Raw genomic sequence first — 13,782 nt, forward strand, 5'->3', positions numbered from 1 at the left:
ACCTCCGACCGGCAATGGCGGCGGAGACGACAATGCACTAACTATATACCCGGACCACCCGGTGGGGGCTGCTCACGCGAGCCGAGCTGGTTGCCGGTCAACGCGTCCTGGATGCGCGACAGCCAGGTGATGCCCGACTGCGTCTTGGCGAGGTCGGCGCCCGTCGAGCGCACCGCGCTGTTGCGCAGATCCTCCGACAGGCGCTGCACGCCGATAACGGCGACGCCGTTGCCCACGGTCGAGCGTTCCTGCGCCAGCGCGCCGTTGGTGGAAGCGTTTTCAGACAGCTCGACCCGCCGCCGCGCATAGCCCGGCGTCGATGCGTTGGCGATGTTATCGGACACGGTGGTGAGCGCCGATTGATAGGCGCGCAATCCACTCGCTCCGATGGCCAGCAGGTCGCTCATGGCACCGCTTTGTCCCCGGTATCGTTAAGATCGGGTTGCGCTTTCGCCAAAAAATCGACCACCGCCTTGCCGATACCCAGCGGCTTGGCCGAAGTTATTGCAGCGGAAAGCTTTTCATCCTGCATGTCACGGAAAGTGTCGAGCGCCTTGCTGCCGAAAATATCCTCGGCGAGGTGGGTCTGGCGCATCGATTTGACCATCATCTGGACGAAAACCTGCTCGAACTGGCGGCCCGCGCCCTCCAGGTTCGCGCGGTTCGCCAGCCGGCGCGAATCGGGGCCGGTGACGGCGTCGATGGCGGCGCCGGCGCGGGGGGCGACCGGGCTCGTCACAGGATCACCAGTTCGGCCTTGAGCGCGCCGGCTTCCTTCAGCGCCTCCAGGATCGCGACAAGGTCGGCCGGCGAGGCGCCGATCGCGTTCATCGCCTTCACCACATCGGCGAGCTTCGGTCCGGGCGCGAGCAGGAACACCGGCTTCACTTCCTCGCCCACCGAGACGCCCGAGCGCTGCTCGACCGCGGTCTGGCCCTGGCTGAACGGCGCGGGCTGGCTGATCCGCTGCGATTCATCGACGCGCACGGTGAGCTTGCCCTGCGTCACCGCCGCCGGCCCCAGCCGCACCGCTGAATTGATCACGACGGTGCCGGTGCGCGCGTTCACGATCACCCGCGCGGCGGGCTCCGCCGGCGTCACGACCAGATTTTCGATCGCGCTCATCAGCTGCGCGCGGACATCGGCGCCGCCCGGTGCGCTGATCGCGATCGACACCGCGTCCACCGCCTGCGCGCGCCCCGGCCCGAGCCGGGCGTTGATCGCCGCCGCTACGCTTTGCGCGGTCGTGAAATCGGCGCGCATCAGGTTGAAGGTCATCACCGGGCTGGTATCGAAACCCGTATCGACCGCGCGTTCGACGCTCGCTCCTTCCGGGATGCGGCCCGAGGAGGGGATGTTGACGACGATCTTGGAACCGTCCGCCCCGTCGGCGCCTAAACCCCCGACCGCGAGATTGCCCTGCGCCATCGCGTAAATCTGGCCATCGGCGCCTTGCAGCGGGGTGAGGATCAGCGCGCCGCCGCGCAGCGACTTGGCGCGGCCGAGCGCGGCGACGGTCACGTCGATCCGCTGGCCAGGCTTGGCGAAGGCCGGCAGTTCGGCGGTGACGAGCACGGCGGCGGCGTTCTTCAGCGCCGGGTTTATCCCCGCCGGCAGCTGAAGGCCAAAGCGCGAGGCGACCGCCTTCATCGACTGGACGGTATATTCGAGATTGTCGTCGCCCGTGCCCGGCAGGCCGACGACGATGCCATAGCCGGTCAGCTGGTTGCTGCGGATGCCCTGGAAGCTGCCGAGGTCCTTCACCCGCTCCGCCCAGGCGGGGCCGGCGGTGGCGGTCAGGCTCATCAGCGCGAGCAGCAAGGCGATCAAGCGGCGGATCATGGTTCGGCCCCCACTCAGAACGGACTGATTACGGAGAAGAAGCGGCTGAGCCAGCCCTGGCGCGCCGCGCGCGCGACATCGCCCTTGCCGGTATATTCGATCTGCGCGTCGGCCACCCGGGTGGAGGGGACGCGATTGTCCTGATCGACATCGGCCATGCGGACGAGCCCGCGAATCTGCATGAATTCGTCGCCGCGGTTGAGCACGACGCGCTTGGTGCCCTGCACTAGCATCGTGCCGTTGGGATAGACGGCGGCGACGGTGACGCTCATCTCCCCCGAGAGCGAGTTCGATTGGTCGGCGGTGCCTTGGCCCTTGAAACCGCGATTACCCCCCAGCTTCGCCGCGCCCGGATCGAAGGCGAGCGGCCCCGAGCTTGGCGGGGTGATCGCCATATTGCCCTGGCTGTCGAGCTGCGAGCTCGACGATTTGGTCGCGAGCGTGCGCTCGACCAGCACGATCGTCAGCGGATCGCCGACGCGCTTGGCGCGCCACCCCTCGTAAAGCGGGGCATAGCCGTTCACCGCCTGGAAAATCGCGCCGTTCGCCTGAGGCGGCGGCGGGGTGAACACCGGCGGCGGGGGTGGTGGCAGCGGCTGCGCGCTTGGCATGGTGGTGGTGAAGTCGGTCTTGGGCTTCTTTTTGCCAAACAGGCTGGCCTCGGCCGGCGCCGGCAACGCGATCGCGGCAGCGAGCGCGGCCAGGCCGAGCAGCGCGGCGATCCGCTCGGCGAGCGTCCATGATGGGGTCGCGGCGGGCACGCTCGCCAGGAACGGCGGCACGAACGCTTCCTCGGCGCCGGCGAAGGCGATCGGATCGCGGCTTTCGGCCGGATGGCGGCAGGCGGCGCGGCCGGGCTTAGATGTTCTGGTTGACATATTTCAGCATCTCGTCGGTCGCGGCGATCATCTTGGAATTGACCTCATAGGCGCGCTGCGTCTCGATCATGTCGACCAGTTCCTCGACGACATTGACGTTCGAGCCCTCGAGCATCCCCTGGCGGACATTGCCGCGCCCCTGGTCGCCCGGCACGCCGAGCACCGCCGCGCCCGAGGCGGCGCTCTCGAGCATGTAATTGTCGCCGCGCGCCTGCAGGCCGGCGGGGTTGGGGAAGGTCGCGACCTGCAACTGCCCCAGCTGCTGTAGCTCGGCCTGGTTGGGGATCGCGGCCGAGACGGTGCCGTCGGTGCCGATCGTGATCGAGGTCGCGTTCTCCGGGATGGTGATCCCGGGCTGCACCTGATAGCCGTCCGCCGTCACCAGCAACCCTTGCGCGGAGCGGCTGAAATTGCCGGCGCGGGTATAGCCAAGCTGCCCGCCCGGCAGCTGCACCTGGAAGAAGCCCTGCCCATCGAGCGCCAGATCGAGCGAATTGCCGGTCTGCGCGAGCGAGCCCTGGGTATCGATCCGCGCGGTGCCTTGGATGCGCACGCCGGTGCCGAGGTTGAGCCCGGTCGCATATTGCGTTTGCTGGGTGCTCGCGGCCCCCGGCGCGGTCACCGTCTGGTAGGCGAGCGTCGCGAAGGCGGCACGGTCGCGCTTGTAGGCGGTGGTGTTGACGTTCGCCAGGTTGTTCGAAATCACCCGCATGCGCATGTCCTGCGCGTCGAGTCCGGTACGGGCGATGTGAAGCGCGGCGCTGCTCATCGGGTGGCTCCTTTAGCTGGGCATGCGCATCAGGGATGCGCTGCTTTCGTCGAGTTGCTTGGCCTCTTTCATCAGATTGGCCTGGACTTCGTAGCTGCGCTGGTTCTGGATCATGTCCACCAGCGCCTCGGTAAGGTTGACGTTGGACCCTTCGAGCGCGCCCGATTGCACGCTCGCGGTCAAATCCTGGGGCAGGGCGCCGCCGCCCTTCACATAGAGCAGATTGTCGAGCCCCTTGATCGTCTTGCTGCCCTGGGTGTTCACCAGCTTGATCGTCTCGATCGCTTGCGGCGCCGTGCCGGGCGGTGACCCCTGCGGCACGAACTCCACCTGTCCGTCGGTGCCGATCGTCACGCTATCGGCCGGGGGCACGGTGATCGGCGCTCCCCCAGCGCCGATCACCGGGAAACCGTCGCCGGTTTCCAGCACCCCCGTCGTGGCGACGCGAAGATCGCCGCGGCGGGTATAGGCTTCCTGGCCGTCGCTCGCCTGCACCGCGATCCAGGCGTCTCCCTGAACCGCGATGTCGAGCGACCGGCCGGTCTGCACCACCGTGCCCGAGCGCCGATCGATATCGGTGATCTCCTCGGACGCCGGCTGGCGCGATTGCAGGCCGGGGCCTTTGACATTGAGCTGATCGAACACCACCCGGTCGGCGCGAAAGCCGATGGTCGAGGCATTGGCCATGTTGTTCGCGATCGCGGCCTGCGCCGAAAGATGCGCCTTGAGGCCCGATGCCGCGGTGTAAACCAGCTTATCCATTCAAACGCCCCCGATTTCCCTTGCGATCAGCGGATGTTGAAGATCGTCTGGCTGATCGAATTGTCGGTCTCGAGCGCCTTGGCATTCGCCTGGAAGTTGCGCTGCGCGGCGATCAGGCCGACCAGCTCTTCCGTGATGTCGACGTTCGAGCGTTCGATCGTGCCCGACAGCAGGTTGCCGAAGCCGTTCGAGCCCGCCTCGCCCGTGATCGCCGCGCCCGACAGGCCGGTCGACGCCCAGGTCGAGTTGCCGAGCTGGCGCAGGCCGGTGGGGTTCGAGAAGTTCGCGAGCAGCACCTTGCCCAGCACCTGCGACGTGCCGTTCGAGAAGCTGACCGAGATCAGGCCTTCGGAGTCCACCGTCACGCCCTGCAGCTGGCCCACGGCCTCGCCGTCCTGGCTGCGCTGCGGAATGTCGAACGGCGACGAGCTCTGCTTGGTGAGGCTGCCGAAATCGATCGAAATCTGCTGCTGGTTCGGGCTGCCCGAGGGCGTGAACGCCGGCAGCGTGGTCGGCGTCGTCGGCGAGGTGAGCGCGCCGGTCGGGTCGAAGGTCAGCTGGAAGCCCGAGCCGACCTGCTGATTGCCGACATAGGAAAAGACGCTCCACTGGCTGTTGCCGGTGGTGCCGCCCACCGTATCGCGGCGGAAATAGTTGGTCAGCGTCTGGGCGTTGCCTTCCGCGTCATAGATCGTCGTCTGGGTCGAATAGTTGAAGCTGTTCGGGTTGAAGCGGTCGAAGGTCGTAACCGACGGCACCGCCGCGCCCGAGGGCAAGTTGGCGGTCAGTTGCACATTCGCGGTCGGCACCGGGGTGCCGCTGGTCGCGGGCAGGCGCAGCGGCGTCGCCGAGTTGATGCCCGCGGCGACCACCGCGCCCGAACCGTCCGCCGGATAAGCGAGCAGGTGCGCGCCCTGGCCATCGACCACATAGCGATCGGCATCGACCAGGAAGGCGCCGTTGCGGGTATAGTTGATGGTGTTGCCGTCAAGCTTGGGCTTCACCGCGAAGAAGCCGTCACCCGAGATCGCGATGTCGAGCGAGCTCTGCGACTGCACCAGGTTGCCCTGGCTGAACTGCTGGCGGTTCGCCTTGACGACAGTGCCCGAGCCGACCGCCGAAGTCGGGTTGCGCGACACCGACGAGGCGATGACGTCGGCGAATTCCGAACGGCTCTTCTTGAAGCCGTTGGTGGTGACGTTCGCAAGGTTGTGCGAAATCACCGAAAGATCGGTCTGGGCCGCTTGCAGGCCGCTCAAGGAAGTGAAGAACGACATGGCTTATACTCCTCTATTCAAATGACTCAGCTTGCCTTGCGCACTTGACTGGGGTCGATCTGACCCAGGCCAACCAGGTTGAGCTTCGGCGCCCCGCCCGAAGGCAGCGACACCGATTCAACCGGCGCCCAGACAAGCCCGGTCGTGCCCACCGACTTGCCGTTGTTGCTTGCGGTAACCGCGATCTTGTACGGCCCGGCCGGCGCGGGATCGCCCGCCGCGGTCTTGCCGTCCCATTTCCAATCGACGCTGCCCTTCTTCTGCGCGCCCAGGTCGACGACCTTCAGCAGCTCGCCCGAGGGTGCCTGGATCGCGACCCGGACCGCGCCCGCGTCCGCCGCCAGCTCGACGGTGCCGTTCAGCGTACCGTCGGTATTCGGCGAGGCGGTGTTACCGGGGGCGAGCACGGCGCGGCCGACATAGCCCATCGCGTCGGTGCTGCTGGTGCCGTTCAGGCGATCGGCGACGGTCTTCAGCGTCTTGTTCATCTCCGCGATGCCGCTCACCTGGGTGAACTGGGCGAGCTGGGTGATCTGCTGCATCGGATCCTGCGGCGCGGTCGGGTCCTGGTTCTTCAGCTGCGCGGTGAGCAGCGTCAGAAAATCCTTCTGCGTCAGCTGATTGGCTTCCTCGGGCGTCTGCACCTTGGCCGCCGTCTTGTTGGCGGTGCGGGTGATGCCGAGGTTCTTCAGCGTGCTATCGAAGGCGGTGGTCGTCGCGGTCATGATCAGCGTCCCAGCTTCAGGGTGTCGATGATCAGCGACTTGGCGGTCTGCATCACTTCGACATTGTTTTGGTAGGTCCGCGCGCTCTCGAGCATGTCGACGAGTTCGCGGGTTTCATCGACCGCCGCTTCGAAGACGTTGCCGTCCTTGTCGGCCATCGGGTTCGACGGGTCGTAGCGCTTCACCGGCGCGTTGCCGGCGCGGACGATATTCTCGACATGCACCGAGGACAGGCCGCTGGCCTTGTCGAACTCGCTGCGGAACACCGGCTTCATCGTCTTGTAGGCGCCCGCCTCGGTCGAGGAGACGACGCCGACATTGGCGAGGTTGGACGCGGTGGTGTTCATCCGCACCAGCTGCGCGGTCATCGCGCGGCCGGCGACTTGGAAGATGGTCATGGGACGGTCGGCCATCTCACTCCCCCTTCAGCGCGCGAGTGATCTGGCCGATGCGGCCGTTGAGGAACGACAGCGTCGTCTGATAGGCGACGGCGTTCTCGGCGAAAGCGGTCTGCTCGGTGGCGAGCTCGACGGTGTTGCCATCGAGCGAGGGCTGCACCGGCACGCGGAATTTGGTGGCGGCGTCGATCGCGCCGTCGCTCAGGCTGCCATCGCTCGCCTGGCGCATCGCGGCGTCAAAATCGATGTCGCGCGCCTTGTAGCCGGGGGTGGAGGCATTGGCGATGTTCGACGCCAGCATACCCAGGCGCCGCGAGCGCACTTCCAGCGCCGCGCCATGTACCCCGAAAAGCTGTTCACCAGACATCATGGGCATTCCCCACAATCGACATTGCTCCGCCAGCAAAGAAGCAAGGGGCGTGCCAATTCTGTGGGGGTGGTTCTCGGGCTTGTACGGAGGCTCGGCGCCGAAGCGAAAGGCGGGTCGCCAGGATGGCCGGCGCGGCGAGAGGAGCGTGCTTCCCCTGATATAATAGAGCGTCGCGGCCTTATGCGCGGCGGTCGCCGCCGACTTGGCCCGCGCCTTGCTTAAAGTGGGGCATGGACCTGGTTTCGCTGCAGCCCTTGTTCGATCCCACCGCGTTCGTGCTCGTCGCTGGCGGCACGCTGCTCGCGGTGGCCCTGCGCACCCCGCTTGGCGATCTCGCCCGCGCGGGTGGCGCGTTGCGCCTGTTGTGGCGCAAGCCGTTCAGCGCCGATCCCTTGCTCGCGCAGATTTCGGCGTTCGGCCGCATCGCCGCGCGCCACGGCGTCGTCGCGCTCGAACGCTCGGTGATCGAGGATAAGGAGCTTGCCGGTGTCGTCGCGATGATCGTCGACGGTGGTGACGGGGTGGCGGTGAGCGAGACGCTCGCCACGCTGCGCCGCGCCCGCACCGAGCGCCACCTGAACGCCGCCGACACCTGGGCCAGCGCCGCCGACCTGGCGCCCGGCATCGGCATGATCGGTACGCTGCTCGGCCTGGCCGGCATGTTCCGCGCGATGGATGATCCGATGGCGATCGGCGGGGCGATGGCGGTGGCTTTGTTATCAACGCTTTACGGCGCGGTGATCGCCAATCTCGTTGCCCTGCCCGTGGCCAATCGGTTGCGCCAGGCGGCGCGGCGCGAGGCGATCGAGCGGCTGCGGCTCGACGCGCCGCTGATCGCGCTCGCCGAGCGCGAGGCGCCCCGGATGCGGCGATCCAATACGGCGGAGGCGGCATGAACGAACTGTTCGCCGAAGCGCGCCCGACGCGGCCGATCTGGCTGGTGACGCTCGCCGATCTCGCGCTGCTGTTGCTCGGCTTCATCGTGCTCGTGCTGTCGCACCAGGGCAATCAGCGCGCGCTGGCGGCGGGGTTGCGCGATCGTTTCGGCGGCCACGCGCAGGCCGGAGCTCCCGCCGCGGTCGCGACCGAGCCCGGCGTACTGCCGCTCGCCGCCGCGAGTATGCTCGATTTCGCGCCCGCGAGCGCCGCGCTGCCCGACGATCCCGCCGCGCTCATCACCTGGGCCAAGCGCCAGGCGGGCGATCCGCGCGTGCGGTTGACGATCACCGGCCTCACCGACGGCAGCGCCGCCGATCTCGACCCGCTGTCGCGTAGCGCGCCGCTGCTCGCCGCCGATCGCGCGCGGATGATCGCCGCCCGACTGGTCGCGGCGGGCATCGCCGGGCGCCAGATCGCGATCACCACCGCCGTCAGCCCCGGCAAGCGCGGCGCGATGGTGACGGCAGGCTTTGCCGGAGACCGGCAATGATTTGCCGGCAATCGAATTTCGTAAGGGAGTTCAACATGTTGCGCTTTGCCGCTTTGCCGCTGCTGCTTGCCGCCGCGCCGGCGAGCTTTCAGGATACCGCGCTGATCGACCAGGCGGTGCAGAATTTCACCGGCCATCCGGTCGGCGTGGAGGGCGGGGCACGGACCCCGGTCGATGCGCGGCTGCGGCTGGCGGCGTGCCCGATGGTCTCGCTCAACTGGATGAGCGACACGCACGATGCGGTGGTCGTCAGCTGCACCGCGCCCGCCTGGAAAATCTATGTGCCCGTCATCAGCGTACCGCGCGCGATGCCGGCGGCCGGCGCCCCGGTGCGCGCCGCTGCCCCGGTCGCGGCCGCGCCGGTGATCAAGCGCGGCGATCCCGTGACCGTGTCGGCCAACGCCGCCGGCTTCGCGATCACGCGGGAGGGCGTGGCGATGGGCGACGCCGCGCCCGGCGCGCGCTTCCTGGTCGACATGGACGGCAGCCGCAAAGGTGTTCAGGCGGTGGCGATTGCCGCCGGCCAGGCGATCTTGCCGGGTTACGAGCCCTGATTGCCGTTTCATGTTCGTACTTGAATCAATAGCTTATCCCGCCACCCGGCAGCTTGCCGGCAAAAAACTGCCGCCCGGCAAAATTTTTTTGAACAAACCCCTAAAGTCCGCCGCGCGCCGGTCGTTGCTTCAATCGTGGCAGCAGCGAATAGGTGGCGACATGGTTGATCCCATCGGGACTTCCACGGTGACAAGGCGGACGACGCAGGCGGCAGCGCCGGTGCAGGGCGGTGTGCCCGCGGCGGTTGCGAGCACCGAACCGGCGGCCGATACCGCGGCCGCGCCCGAACTCGGGCTGCAGAGCCTTGCCCGTACCCTGGCGACGAAGGCGCCGGTCGATGACGACCGAGTGGCGCGCATTCGCGCGGCGATCGCCAACCGCACTTATCCGATCCTCCCCGAGACGATCGCCGACCGGCTGATCGCGCTCAAGCTCAACTGGAGGCCCGAATGACCCGGCGGGACGCACTGGTCAGCGTGATCGAGGCGCTCCATGCCGAGATCGCCGCGCTGAAGAGCAACGACGTTGCCGCGCTCGAGCGGGCGACGCAGGAGAAGCTCGGCTATCTCGATACGGTCGCGGCGCATGACCATGAGCCGGTGACCCCCGAGCTGCGTGGCCTGGCCGAGGAAGCGCACCGGCTGAACGAGACCTGTCGCATCTACGTGAACCTGATGAGCGCCAATGTCCGCCGTCGCCTGCAAGCGCTTGCCGGCGAACCGGCAGGCGGTTACCGCGCCGCCGCCAGTGGCTTCGGGGGTTACGCACTCGCGTAACACCCTGAAGACATTGCGCTAACCCGGCGGCCTGCGCGGCCGTTCCTGTTAGTTTCAAATTGGCACGGGCCTTGCTGATGTTCCCGGGAACAGGGGAAAGTCAGTGGGCCGGCAATGAGCATTACGCCAATCGCCAATCGCCAGGGGGCCGTGCAATTCGCGATCGCGCAGGCGTCCGCGAAGACCGGGATCGATTTCAACTATCTGCTCGGCCAGGCGCAGGTCGAAAGCGGGATGCGCCCCGGCGCGCGCGCGGCCACCTCCAGCGCGAGCGGGCTTTATCAGTTCGTTGAGCAAAGCTGGCTCGCGGTCGTCAAGAAGCACGGCGCCGAACATGGCCTCGGCTGGGCGGCGGAGGCGATCGAGCCCGGTCGTGGCGGGCGGATGACGGTGAGCGATCCTGCCACCCGCCGCGCGATCCTGAACCTGCGCGGCGATCCGCAATATGCCTCGCTGATGGCGGCCGAACATGCCGCCGACAACAAGACGCATCTCGAAGGCGCGCTCGGCCGCCCGGCGACCGGCACCGATCTTTACATGGCGCATTTCCTGGGGCTGGGTGGCGCGCGGCGCTTCCTGCAGGCGCTGCAAAACAATCCCGATCGCAGCGCGGCGGCAATGTTCCCGGCGGCGGCGCACGCCAATCGCGGCGTCTTCTACGGCGCCGATGGCCAGCCGCGTAGCGTGAGCGAAATTTATCAGCGCTTCGCCACTAAGCTGGACAAGGGCGCCGATGTCGCGGGCGGCACCGGCCGCGCTTCCGCCGTGCTCGGCTTGAGCGTGGGCGACAATGAAGTGATCGCCGGCAATGGCGAGGATCAGGGCGACGCGCTCGCCTGGGCGCGCAGCACGCTCGATCAGCTCGGCGGGCGCGGCGCCGCCAAGGCGGGCAATCTGCTCCGCCCGACGCCGGACAATGCCCGGCTGGCCTATCTGATGCTCGCGCGGCTGGGGGGTAATTGATGGCGGGTCTCGCTCTGCCGCGTCCCGCCGTATGGGCGCGGGGTGCCGCGCTGCCGGTCGCGATCCTGCTGCTGGTGCTGCTGATGGTCGTGCCGATTCCGGCGGCGATGCTCGACCTGTTTTTCGTGATGAACATCACCATCAGCCTCGCCGTGCTGATGGTGTCGCTCAACACTCAGAAGCCGCTCGATTTCTCGGCCTTTCCCAGCGTGCTGCTGTTCGCGACGCTGTTCCGCCTGGCACTGAACGTCGCCTCCACCCGCGTCGTGCTGGTGCATGGGCACGAGGGCGAAAGCGCCGCCGGCCATGTGATCGAGGCGTTCGGCACCTTCCTGATCGGTGGCGACTATGTCGTCGGCCTGTTCGTGTTCGCGATCCTCGTGATCATCAACATGATCGTGGTGACCAAGGGCGCGGGCCGCGTTTCCGAAGTCTCGGCCCGTTTCACCCTCGATGCCTTGCCCGGCAAGCAGATGGCGATCGACGCCGATTTGAACGCGGGGCTGATCACGCCCGAGGAAGCCAAGGCGCGCCGGATCGAAGTCGGCACCGAGGCCGATTTCTACGGTTCGATGGACGGTTCGTCCAAATTCGTGAAGGGCGACGCGATCGCCGGCCTGTTGATTCTAGCCGCCAACGTGATTGGCGGTTTGATTCTGGGGCCGCTCAGCCACGGCCTCACCATTCAAGACGCGGCGCAGAAATATGTGCTGCTCGCGATCGGCGACGCGCTCGTCGCGCAGCTGCCCTCGCTGATGCTGTCGATCGCGGCGGCGACGATCGTGACGCGCGTCAGCTCGTCGATGGACCTGGCGGGCCAGATCGGCAGCCAGTTCGGCTCGGCCAAGACCTGGACGCCGGTCGCCGCGATCCTGACGTTGCTCGGCGTGCTGCCGGGGATGCCGCATCTGGTGATCCTGCCGGCCGCCGCCGGCTGCGGTTACCTCGCTTATGCGGCCCACAAGGCGGCGCAGCGCCCGAAGCCCTTGCCCGAGGCGCCCGCCGCGCCGCCGGTCGATCCCAGCCGGATCAGCTGGGAGGAAGTGGCCGACACGATCCAGGTCAATCTCGATATCGGCTATGGCCTGGTGCCGCTGGTCGACGAGCGCCGTGGCGCGCCGCTGATGGGGCGGATCACCGGCGTGCGGCGCCAGCTGTCGAAGGAGCTGGGCTTCGTCGTGCCGCAGGTGCGGGTGCGCGACGACATCAATCTGGGGCCGTACAGCTACCGGATCATCGTTGGCGGCGTCGTGCTGGGCGAGGATCTGGCGAGCCCCGACGAGATGCTCGCGCTCAACACCGGCCAGGCCTATGGCGAGCTGCGTGGCAAGCCCGCGAAAGACCCGACCTTCGGGCTCGACGCGACCTGGATCTCGCCCGGCGACGCCGATGCCGCGACCGGCATGGGCTATCTGGTGGTCGATGCGAGCACCGTGATCGCGACGCATCTCAACAATCTGCTGAGCGCCAACGCCGCCGAACTGCTCGGCCCGGACGAGGTGCAGAGCCTGCTCGATGGACTGAAGGAGCGCGCGGCGAATCTGGTCGCGTCGCTCTCGCCCAACCCGGTGCCGCTCACCACGCTGACGACGGTGCTGAAGGGCCTGCTGAGCGAGGGCATTTCGCTCAAGGAATTCCGCCGTATCGCCAGCGCCATCGCGGTGAACGCGCAGCGCTCGCTCGATCCCGAGGAACTGGGCGAACTGATCCGCCCCGAGCTCGGCGCGCTGATCATCCAGAAGCTCGCCGGGGTGCGCGATCCGCTGCGGGTGATGACGCTCGAAGGCCAGCTCGAAGGGCTGCTTGCCCAGGCCGTGCGCAGCGATCCGGCGCGGCGCCATGTGATCGATCCCGATCTCGGCCGCCGCATCCTGGAGGCGCTGCAACGCGCCGCGCAACCGCTGATCGCTGAAGGGAAACCCTTCGCGCTGGTGGTGCAGCCCGTGATCCGCCTGGCGATCCGCAAGCTGGTGAAGACCGCGATGCCCGACACGCCGGTAATGAGCTTCTTCGAGGTGCCCGAGGACAAGGCGGTCGAAGTGGTCGCGGTGATCGGCGCGCCGGGAGCCTTGCAATGAGCGCGCCCGCCCGCTTCCCCGGCGCCCAGCCGCTCACCTATGGCAAGGCCGGGGCGCCGCTCGATCTGAACGCGCTCGCGCGGCGCCACGCGCCACTGGTGCGCCGGCTCGCCTGGCACGTCCACGGCATGGCGAGCGCGATCGAGGTCGAGGATCTGGTGCAGATCGGCCTGGTCGCGCTGGTCGAGGCGGCGACGAGTTTCGAGGATCGCGGCACCGCGACGTTCGAGAATTATCTCGTCACCCGCGTGCGCGGGGCGATGATCGACGCGCTGCGCCGCCAGGCGACGCTCACGCGCGGCGCGATGCGCCGGCGCAAGGCCTATCAGGAAACCCTCGCCAGCTTGACCGCGCAAGGCGGCAAGCGCCCCAGCGAAGCCGCCATCGCCGATCGGCTGGGGGTGAGCATCGAGAAACTGCGCACCGACTATGCGACCGCGGAGCCCGTGATGATGGAATCGATCGACGAGGTATATGCCGACGACCTGCCGCTGTTCGCGAGCGATGATCCGAGCGCGTTCGACCAGCTCGCCGAGGCCGACCAGCGCCGCGCGCTGATCGAGGCGATCGCCGCGCTGCCCGAGCGCGAGGCGCAGGTGATCCAGCTTTATTATGTCGAGGAAATGAACCTGGAGGAGATCGGCCAGGTGCTCGGCGTCGGCAGCGCGCGGGTGTGCCAGATCAAGAAGGCGGCGCATGATCGGCTGAAAAAGGCGCTGGGACGGCTGGGGTAGGGGCGCCGCCGTTACGCTGCCACGTGCTCGCCATTTCTACGATCGCCCAGATCATAGCGTCCGCCCGATCCCCTGCTTCCTCGGCCAGGGCGGGGGGCCAGCATCCCGCCCGCATCCACCGAAGAGCCCGACACCGCAGCGTCGCGCGGCTCTATCCGGGCCTTCGGCGGGCAAGGTGTTTGGCGCCGGATCATCGCATTTCTACCGCCTGATTGCCGCGTGGTAA

General features: G+C 67.7%; 18 protein-coding genes. 8 read left to right on the forward strand and 10 right to left on the reverse strand.

The features are described from left to right. Nucleotides 1–41: 41 nt before the first annotated feature. Genes K2X73_RS10895 through flgB form a run of 10 tightly spaced genes read right to left on the reverse strand, consistent with a single transcriptional unit; the run spans nt 42 to nt 7,018 of the window. Complete coding sequence (locus K2X73_RS10895; protein WP_294110781.1) at nt 42–407, reverse strand: flagellar basal body protein; 366 nt, start codon at nt 405–407, stop codon at nt 42–44. Beyond that, nucleotides 404–739 (reverse strand): rod-binding protein, encoded by a 336-nt coding sequence (locus K2X73_RS10900; RefSeq protein ID WP_294110783.1) that lies wholly within the window; start codon nt 737–739, stop codon nt 404–406. Before K2X73_RS10900 ends, K2X73_RS10895 begins: the two co-directional genes overlap by 4 nt. Next, a complete protein-coding gene (locus K2X73_RS10905; protein ID WP_294110785.1) occupies nt 736–1,842 on the reverse strand; it encodes a flagellar basal body P-ring protein FlgI in 1,107 nt (368 codons plus the stop codon). Before K2X73_RS10905 ends, K2X73_RS10900 begins: the two co-directional genes overlap by 4 nt. 14 nt (nt 1,843–1,856) lie before the next feature. Next, complete coding sequence (locus K2X73_RS10910; RefSeq protein ID WP_294110786.1) at nt 1,857–2,720, reverse strand: flagellar basal body L-ring protein FlgH; 864 nt, start codon at nt 2,718–2,720, stop codon at nt 1,857–1,859. Then, entirely contained in the window at nt 2,701–3,489 is a 789-nt protein-coding gene (gene flgG / locus K2X73_RS10915; protein WP_294110788.1) for a flagellar basal-body rod protein FlgG, read from the reverse strand. The genes K2X73_RS10910 and flgG overlap by 20 nt, the downstream gene beginning before the upstream one ends. A 12-nt stretch (nt 3,490–3,501) precedes the next feature. Then, nucleotides 3,502–4,251 carry a flagellar basal-body rod protein FlgF gene (flgF, locus tag K2X73_RS10920; protein WP_294110790.1) on the reverse strand — a complete coding sequence of 250 codons (750 nt, stop codon included), beginning with the start codon at nt 4,249–4,251 and terminating at the stop codon, nt 3,502–3,504. A gap of 26 nt (nt 4,252–4,277) precedes the next feature. Further along, a complete protein-coding gene (locus K2X73_RS10925) occupies nt 4,278–5,528 on the reverse strand; it encodes a flagellar hook protein FlgE (RefSeq protein WP_294110792.1) in 1,251 nt (416 codons plus the stop codon). A gap of 26 nt (nt 5,529–5,554) precedes the next feature. Next, nucleotides 5,555–6,253, reverse strand: a complete 699-nt coding sequence (locus K2X73_RS10930) for a flagellar hook assembly protein FlgD (protein ID WP_294110794.1) — start codon at nt 6,251–6,253, stop codon at nt 5,555–5,557. A 2-nt stretch (nt 6,254–6,255) separates the two neighbouring features. Further along, a complete protein-coding gene (flgC, locus tag K2X73_RS10935) occupies nt 6,256–6,666 on the reverse strand; it encodes a flagellar basal body rod protein FlgC (protein WP_294110796.1) in 411 nt (136 codons plus the stop codon). 1 nt (nt 6,667) lies between these two features. Further along, entirely contained in the window at nt 6,668–7,018 is a 351-nt protein-coding gene (gene flgB, locus K2X73_RS10940) for a flagellar basal body rod protein FlgB (RefSeq protein WP_294110882.1), read from the reverse strand. A 233-nt stretch (nt 7,019–7,251) separates the two neighbouring features. Between flgB and K2X73_RS10945 the strand changes: the two genes are divergently transcribed. From K2X73_RS10945 to K2X73_RS10980, 8 genes are all read left to right on the forward strand, one after another. Next, nucleotides 7,252–7,917, forward strand: a complete 666-nt coding sequence (locus tag K2X73_RS10945; protein ID WP_294110798.1) for a MotA/TolQ/ExbB proton channel family protein — start codon at nt 7,252–7,254, stop codon at nt 7,915–7,917. Then, entirely contained in the window at nt 7,914–8,450 is a 537-nt protein-coding gene (locus K2X73_RS10950; RefSeq protein WP_294110800.1) for a hypothetical protein, read from the forward strand. The genes K2X73_RS10945 and K2X73_RS10950 overlap by 4 nt, the downstream gene beginning before the upstream one ends. Before the next feature lie 35 nt (nt 8,451–8,485). After that, the gene (locus K2X73_RS10955) at nt 8,486–9,004 is read left to right on the forward strand and encodes a flagella basal body P-ring formation protein FlgA (RefSeq protein ID WP_294110802.1); all 519 of its coding nucleotides are present in this window, start codon (nt 8,486–8,488) and stop codon (nt 9,002–9,004) included. Between the two features lie 160 nt (nt 9,005–9,164). Next, nucleotides 9,165–9,458 carry a flagellar biosynthesis anti-sigma factor FlgM gene (locus K2X73_RS10960; RefSeq protein ID WP_294110804.1) on the forward strand — a complete coding sequence of 98 codons (294 nt, stop codon included), beginning with the start codon at nt 9,165–9,167 and terminating at the stop codon, nt 9,456–9,458. Further along, nucleotides 9,455–9,781, forward strand: coding sequence for a flagellar protein FlgN (locus K2X73_RS10965; protein ID WP_294110806.1), 327 nt, complete (start codon nt 9,455–9,457; stop codon nt 9,779–9,781). The genes K2X73_RS10960 and K2X73_RS10965 overlap by 4 nt, the downstream gene beginning before the upstream one ends. Nucleotides 9,782–9,895: 114 nt before the next feature. Beyond that, nucleotides 9,896–10,744 (forward strand): lytic transglycosylase domain-containing protein, encoded by an 849-nt coding sequence (locus K2X73_RS10970; protein ID WP_294110808.1) that lies wholly within the window; start codon nt 9,896–9,898, stop codon nt 10,742–10,744. Next, nucleotides 10,744–12,822, forward strand: coding sequence for a flagellar biosynthesis protein FlhA (gene flhA / locus K2X73_RS10975; RefSeq protein ID WP_294110810.1), 2,079 nt, complete (start codon nt 10,744–10,746; stop codon nt 12,820–12,822). The genes K2X73_RS10970 and flhA overlap by 1 nt, the downstream gene beginning before the upstream one ends. Continuing rightward, a complete protein-coding gene (locus K2X73_RS10980) occupies nt 12,819–13,556 on the forward strand; it encodes a sigma-70 family RNA polymerase sigma factor (protein WP_294110812.1) in 738 nt (245 codons plus the stop codon). The genes flhA and K2X73_RS10980 overlap by 4 nt, the downstream gene beginning before the upstream one ends. The last annotated feature ends 226 nt before the right edge of the window (nt 13,557–13,782 follow it).

Source organism: Sphingomonas sp., from assembly GCF_019746665.1.
Lineage (GTDB): Bacteria > Pseudomonadota > Alphaproteobacteria > Sphingomonadales > Sphingomonadaceae > Sphingomonas.

Bases quoted from the DNA above. Each gene is read 5' to 3' on its own strand.
- K2X73_RS10910 (WP_294110786.1), bottom strand. From the start codon at position 2,720: ATGTCAACCAGAACATCTAAGCCCGGCCGCGCCGCCTGCCGCCATCCG.
- K2X73_RS10925 (WP_294110792.1), bottom strand. From the start codon at position 5,528: ATGTCGTTCTTCACTTCCTTGAGCGGCCTGCAAGCGGCCCAGACCGAT.
- K2X73_RS10970 (WP_294110808.1), top strand. From the start codon at position 9,896: ATGAGCATTACGCCAATCGCCAATCGCCAGGGGGCCGTGCAATTCGCG.
- flgG (WP_294110788.1), bottom strand. From the start codon at position 3,489: ATGAGCAGCGCCGCGCTTCACATCGCCCGTACCGGACTCGACGCGCAG.
- K2X73_RS10955 (WP_294110802.1), top strand. From the start codon at position 8,486: ATGTTGCGCTTTGCCGCTTTGCCGCTGCTGCTTGCCGCCGCGCCGGCG.
- K2X73_RS10930 (WP_294110794.1), bottom strand. From the start codon at position 6,253: ATGACCGCGACGACCACCGCCTTCGATAGCACGCTGAAGAACCTCGGC.
- K2X73_RS10945 (WP_294110798.1), top strand. From the start codon at position 7,252: ATGGACCTGGTTTCGCTGCAGCCCTTGTTCGATCCCACCGCGTTCGTG.
- K2X73_RS10980 (WP_294110812.1), top strand. From the start codon at position 12,819: ATGAGCGCGCCCGCCCGCTTCCCCGGCGCCCAGCCGCTCACCTATGGC.
- flhA (WP_294110810.1), top strand. From the start codon at position 10,744: ATGGCGGGTCTCGCTCTGCCGCGTCCCGCCGTATGGGCGCGGGGTGCC.
- K2X73_RS10950 (WP_294110800.1), top strand. From the start codon at position 7,914: ATGAACGAACTGTTCGCCGAAGCGCGCCCGACGCGGCCGATCTGGCTG.
- K2X73_RS10895 (WP_294110781.1), bottom strand. From the start codon at position 407: ATGAGCGACCTGCTGGCCATCGGAGCGAGTGGATTGCGCGCCTATCAA.
- flgC (WP_294110796.1), bottom strand. From the start codon at position 6,666: ATGGCCGACCGTCCCATGACCATCTTCCAAGTCGCCGGCCGCGCGATG.
- K2X73_RS10905 (WP_294110785.1), bottom strand. From the start codon at position 1,842: ATGATCCGCCGCTTGATCGCCTTGCTGCTCGCGCTGATGAGCCTGACC.
- K2X73_RS10960 (WP_294110804.1), top strand. From the start codon at position 9,165: ATGGTTGATCCCATCGGGACTTCCACGGTGACAAGGCGGACGACGCAG.
- flgF (WP_294110790.1), bottom strand. From the start codon at position 4,251: ATGGATAAGCTGGTTTACACCGCGGCATCGGGCCTCAAGGCGCATCTT.
- K2X73_RS10965 (WP_294110806.1), top strand. From the start codon at position 9,455: ATGACCCGGCGGGACGCACTGGTCAGCGTGATCGAGGCGCTCCATGCC.
- flgB (WP_294110882.1), bottom strand. From the start codon at position 7,018: ATGTCTGGTGAACAGCTTTTCGGGGTACATGGCGCGGCGCTGGAAGTG.